Origin of the sequence: Longimicrobium sp., from assembly GCF_036387355.1 — a bacterium.
In the GTDB taxonomy this organism is placed as follows: Bacteria; Gemmatimonadota; Gemmatimonadetes; order Longimicrobiales; family Longimicrobiaceae; genus Longimicrobium.
Map to the genome: position 1 here is coordinate 1 of NZ_DASVTX010000273.1, position 2,638 is coordinate 2,638.

4 protein-coding genes are annotated in these 2,638 nt (G+C 71.3%); 3 read left to right on the top strand and 1 reads right to left on the bottom strand.

All coding sequences use genetic code 11. The features are described from left to right. A partial coding sequence (locus VF665_RS11660; RefSeq protein ID WP_331053609.1) for a formyltransferase family protein occupies positions 1-790 on the bottom strand: 790 nt, incomplete at its 3' end. 324 nt (positions 791-1,114) lie between these two features. Between VF665_RS11660 and VF665_RS11665 the strand changes: the two genes are divergently transcribed. The 3 genes from VF665_RS11665 to VF665_RS11675 form a co-directional block, all read left to right on the top strand. Further along, positions 1,115-1,330 carry a hypothetical protein gene (locus VF665_RS11665; protein ID WP_331053610.1) on the top strand — a complete coding sequence of 72 codons (216 nt, stop codon included), beginning with the start codon at positions 1,115-1,117 and terminating at the stop codon, positions 1,328-1,330. A gap of 124 nt (positions 1,331-1,454) precedes the next feature. Next, the gene (locus VF665_RS11670) at positions 1,455-1,832 is read left to right on the top strand and encodes a hypothetical protein (protein ID WP_331053611.1); all 378 of its coding nucleotides are present in this window, start codon (positions 1,455-1,457) and stop codon (positions 1,830-1,832) included. Between the two features lie 89 nt (positions 1,833-1,921). Next, a partial coding sequence (locus VF665_RS11675) for an ABC-F family ATP-binding cassette domain-containing protein (RefSeq protein ID WP_331053612.1) occupies positions 1,922-2,638 on the top strand: 717 nt, incomplete at its 3' end.

Here is a 2,638-nt window from a genome sequence, read left to right on the forward strand (position 1 = left end):
CTCCGGCGGCATCGGCGGGAAGGGTGAGACCGGCGGGGCCGCAGAGCGGGCGCCAGCGTTCAAGGAGCACCCGCGCCGCGTCCGCGCACACGGCTTCATCCACGAGCGACTGTTCGGGACCGCCCTTGAGGTCGCGGCAGATGGGGAAGCGGTCGGTCTGCGGCGTGCCCGGGGGAAGCGGCGCCCGCACCGCGTCCTGGACCGCGTCGGCCGTCATCTGCAGCCACAGGCGGTACAGGGCGCCGCGCAGGTCCGATTCCGTTTCCCCGCCCGCGACGTGCACCAGGCGGCGCTGCAGAACGGCGCCCGTGTCGATCCCCGCATCCACCCGGAACGCCGTGGCGCCGAGGGGCACGCCGCGCAGCAGCGAATTGGCGACGGGGCTGTTGCCGCGGATCCACGGGAGCAGCCCGGGATGCACGTTCACCGTCCCCTCCCTCGGGATGGCGAGCAGGCGCGGCTGCAGCAGCGCGCACCGCGCCAGCACCACGACGTCCGGCCGCAGCCGCCGGAGCGCGCGCTCGGTTCCGCCCCCATTGAGCGCGCCCGTCCGCACGATGGTTTCGCCCGCGGCGCGTACGGGGGGCCTGAGCCGCCGCCACGCCCCGCGGAGCGGAGCCAGCGCCAGCGCACGCAGCCGGCCGGCGCGCCCCGCCCCCCGCGACGGCAGGGTCAGGCGCGCATCGTAGACCACCACCGCCGCCACCGCCGTCCCGCGCTCGCGCAGCAGCGGGAGCAGGTCGTTCAGGAACGCCCCGCCGGGCGACAGGATCACGACGCGGCGGGACATCCGGTCATGGGCGCGGGCGGAGGGTGGGTGCGGAGAACGCTGCCGTACGCGAGCGCGGCACGGCGGGAATCTACCGGGATCAGATGTTTCCGAAAGGCTCACGCGTTCTCCGGCAATGGCGGACCAGACCGGCCGGTCACGTACGGTCCGTCCGGTGGCGGCTTCTGAATGGACACTCCGATCCCAACACAAGTCGAGTCTTTCGCTTGGCTTTTCGGGGGATGCAGGGCTCTGGACATTGGCTTGGGATGTGCTTACCGTTCGGCCGGCAGAGAGCGCACGCAGCGAGTGCGACAGGGATCAGGCAACCAGGAAGGAGGATCCATGCGCAACCTCATCAGCAGCAGCTTTCTCCGCGGCATCGGGCGCGTGCTCGACTTTCGCGGCGCCGTGCCGCCACGGTACGTGCGGCCCGCGTCCACCCCCGTCTCCGACCAGGCGGCCATCGCCGCCGACTGGGAAGCCGTCTGGGGCGATCTGAGCATCGCCTGCGGCCGCGTCATGGGCGGTAGTCCGGCGCGCCGCGAGCATGGGCGGTAAGCGCGGGAACAGGCGGCCCGGAGCGCAGCTGCCTGCGCCCCGGCCAACGGAGGGCACGGAGGGGCGCGGCGACCAGCCGCGCCCCTCTCGCGTCACATTGGGCACCCACCTGCACCAGACGCGGGTGGAGATCCGCCGCGGGCCCATTCCCGACGCCGCCGAACTGATCCGCTACCGGGAGGCGCACCCGGACGCCCCCGCCGTGATCCTGCACGAATTCCAGGCGCAGGGCGCACACCGGCGCGCGCGCGAGGAAACGTGCCTGGAACTGGAGCGCCGGGCGCTGGAAGCGTCGATCCTGAGCGAGCGCCTGGGCGTGGCGTGCGGACTGGCCATTGCCATGGTGGGGTTCGGGTGCGCGACGTTTCTGGTGGCCGCGGGGCACGAGGCCGCCGGAACGGCCATCTTCGGGCTGGACGCGGGTGCGCTGGTTTCGGCGTTCATCCTGGGCCGCACGCGCACCGGCGCGCCCGGGCGCAGCCACGTACTGGAGAGGGCGTAGCCCGGGCGACGGACCGGCGCGCGGCCGTCCGCCGCGGGGCGATCGGGGCGGGGGGAGGAAATCGGGCGCGCATGCTGTTATCTTAGGGGATGATCAGCGTATCCAATCTCGAAAAGTCCTTTGGCGACCGCGTTCTGTTTCAGGACGCCGCCTTTCAGCTGAACCCGGGCCAGCGCTACGGCATCGTGGGCGCCAACGGGTGCGGCAAGACGACCCTGCTCAGCATCCTCAGCGGCGACACCGAGGCCAGCAAGGGCACCGTCAGCATTCCCAAGTCCGCCCGCCTGGGCGTTCTGCGGCAGGACCAATTCCTGTACGAGGACAAGCAGGTGCTGGAGGTGGCGCTCATGGGCCACGGCGAGCTGTGGGACGCCATGGTGGCCAAGGAAGAGCTGCTGGCCAACGCGCACGTGGAGTTTGACGCCGACCGCTTCAGCGAGCTGGAAGAAACGGTGCAGCGTCTGGACGGATACACCGCCGAGGCGCGCGCGGCCACCATCCTGGAAGGGCTGGGGCTTCCGGCCGAGGTGCACCGCCAGCCGCTGAGCACGCTGTCCGGCGGCTTCAAGCTGCGCGTGCTGCTGGCGCAGGTGCTGGCCGGCGCGCCCGACGTGCTGCTGCTGGACGAGCCCACCAACCACCTGGACATCCTGTCCATCCGCTGGCTGGAAAAGTTCCTGCACGACTTCGAGGGCCCGGTCGCCGTCATTTCGCACGACCACCGCTTTCTGGACAACGTCGCGTCCGCCATTCTGGACGTGGACTACCAGACCGTGACGCTCTACTGGGGCAACTACACGGACTTT